The sequence below is a fragment of the Sphingomonas sp. genome (genome assembly GCF_036387535.1).
Taxonomy (GTDB): domain Bacteria; phylum Pseudomonadota; class Alphaproteobacteria; order Sphingomonadales; family Sphingomonadaceae; genus Sphingomonas_R.
This window is the reverse complement of sequence record NZ_DASVTO010000041.1, coordinates 1-2,155: the sequence shown is the minus strand read 5'-3', so window position 1 is coordinate 2,155 and position 2,155 is coordinate 1. Positions and strand designations below refer to the sequence as shown.

The 2,155-nt window shown below is 68.4% G+C and carries 3 protein-coding genes and 1 tRNA gene; 2 read left to right on the top strand and 2 right to left on the bottom strand.

Annotated elements, in window-relative coordinates; genetic code table 11:
• Positions 1–479, bottom strand: a 479-nt coding sequence (locus tag VF649_RS03405) for a lytic murein transglycosylase (RefSeq protein ID WP_331010550.1), incomplete at its 3' end; no start/stop codon positions are given.
• A 161-nt stretch (positions 480–640) separates the two neighbouring features.
• Here VF649_RS03405 and VF649_RS03400 point away from each other — a divergent pair.
• Positions 641–730 (top strand) — tRNA-Ser (locus VF649_RS03400).
• Between the two features lie 186 nt (positions 731–916).
• A complete protein-coding gene (locus VF649_RS03395) occupies positions 917–1,843 on the top strand; it encodes an XdhC family protein (RefSeq protein ID WP_331010549.1) in 927 nt (308 codons plus the stop codon).
• Between the two features lie 78 nt (positions 1,844–1,921).
• Here the strand turns inward: VF649_RS03395 and rpmE are convergent, their stop codons facing one another.
• Positions 1,922–2,152 (bottom strand): 50S ribosomal protein L31, encoded by a 231-nt coding sequence (gene rpmE, locus VF649_RS03390; protein WP_331010551.1) that lies wholly within the window; start codon positions 2,150–2,152, stop codon positions 1,922–1,924.
• Positions 2,153–2,155: the final 3 nt, after the last annotated feature.

Here is a 2,155-nt window from a genome sequence, read left to right as displayed (position 1 = left end):
TCATAGGCCAGGCTGGACAGCGACCGCAGCAGATCGAAATCCCCGACCACCCGGCCATAGCCGGTTTCATGGCCATAGATCGCCATCATCACCGTTTCCGATACACCGGTCTGCGCGACAATCCGCTGCAGCCGCGGGTGCAGTTGCGCATAGCGGCTGCGGCCCCGGTCGATCCGGTCGGCATCGACATGCGTCTGGCGATAGGGGACGAATGCAGGAACGGCCGGCACGCCACCGGGGGTGCCACCGGGCTGAGCCCGGTCGAACGCGATCACGCGCGGGTTGAAGCTGAGCGTCGGCAGCACGCGGTCCAGCGTCTCCGCCCGCACCCCGGCCGCCAGCGCACGCGGCCGCAGCCCCGCCAGGAACGCCTGAAATCCCGCCTGCTGCGGATCGACGGCTGCTACTCCCGCGTCCTGTGCGCCGACGGGCGGCGCCGCCGCACCCAGCACGGCCAGCAGCATGGCCGCCTTCATCATCGGTCGCATCCTGATCCCCCGAACGTCCTTGCGGCGACCTGATGCCACGTCACGCCGCCTAGGATAAGCCCACCCGTCGCAGGTGCGACACGCCCGGCCCTTCCCTCCCCCCGCCAGCCACGCTAAGGCTCCCCCGGCCGACCAGCCCCCGCGCCGGTCCCGGAAGCGTGTCCGAGTGGTTTAAGGAACCGGTCTTGAAAACCGGCGAGGGTGCAAGCTCTCCGTGGGTTCGAATCCCACCGCTTCCGCCAAAATCATGCTCAGCGTGGCGGCGCTACAGGCACGGGGTAAGCGGACGCCTCGCCGGAGGGTGATCCCGATGGGATGCCGGGGTTTGATACAGGATCGGCACGCACTATTTTGCGTTAGGGTTGGCTGATCCGGGCATGTCGATGGTGGCATGCGGCACAGCGTCTTTCCACGACCGGAGCACAGATATGGTAGCCGAACTGGACCGCCTGATCGCGGCGCGTGCCGAATGGGGTGCGGTGCCCATGGCGATCGCGACGGTGGTGTCGACCTGGGGGTCGGCGCCGCGGCCGCGGGGGAGCCATATGCTGGTGGCGGCGGACGGGCGGTTCGAGGGGTCGATTTCCGGCGGCTGCGTCGAGAATGAGGTGTTGCAGGCGGCGGCCGACGCGATTGCGAGCGGACGGAGCCGGTTGCTGGACTTCACGATTGGCGACGAGACGGCGTGGGAAGCGCATCTGCCCTGTGGCGGATCGATCAGCGTGCTGGTGCAGCCGGTGTCGGCGGAGGGCTATGCCCCCGCGATCTTCGATGCGCTGGCGGCGGCGCGGGCAGCGGGGCGCAGCCTGACCGTCACCACCGACATCGCCGGCGGAGAAAGCCGGATCGCAGCGGAGCCGGGTGACGGGCGTTTCGTCAACCGCTATCGTCCGGCCCGCACGCTGCTGATCGTCGGCGCGGTGCAGATCGCGCAGGCGCTGGTGCAGTTCGCCGCCCCGCTCGATACGCGCACGATCGTGATCGATCCGCGCGAACGCTTCCTGACCGCGGACCGCTTTCCCGGCGTCGTCCTCGATTCGCGCTGGCCGGACGAGGCAATCGCGGCCTGGTCACCGGGGCCGGAGACTGCGGTGATCACGCTCAGCCACGATCCGAAGATCGACGATCCCGCACTGATCGCCGCGCTGGCCGCGCCGACGGGCTATATCGCGGCGTTGGGATCGAAACGCAGCCATGCCGCGCGCATCGAACGGCTGACCGCCGCCGGGATCGACGCGGTGCAACTGGCGCGGATCGATGCGCCGGCCGGCTTGCCGATCGGGGCGCTGGGCCCGGCCGAAATCGCGCTGTCGGTGGCGGCGGGCATGGTGCGCGCGTTTCGCACCGACCCCTGATCCGCACGGGCGGTCCCAAACGAAGCGGGCCGCGGCGGGAGATCCCGCCGCGGCCCGTATCAGTCACATCGACAAGGCTTATTTCTTGCCGAGCGTCAGACCACCGAAGCGCTTGTTGAAGCGTGCGACCTGGCCGCCGGTGTCGAGCATGCTCGACTTGCCACCCGTCCAGGCCGGGTGAACGGTGGGATCGATGTCCAGCTGCAGCGTGTCGCCTTCGGCGCCGTAGGTCGACCGTGTTTCGAACACGGTACCGTTGGTCATCTGCACCTTGATAACGTGATAATCGGGGTGAATATTCTTCTTCATGTC

What these genes read in the sequence shown, in the direction of transcription:
- VF649_RS03395 (WP_331010549.1), top strand. Translation starts at nt 917, where the DNA reads ATGGTAGCCGAACTGGACCGCCTGATCGCGGCGCGTGCCGAATGGGGT.
- rpmE (WP_331010551.1), bottom strand. Translation starts at nt 2,152, where the DNA reads ATGAAGAAGAATATTCACCCCGATTATCACGTTATCAAGGTGCAGATG.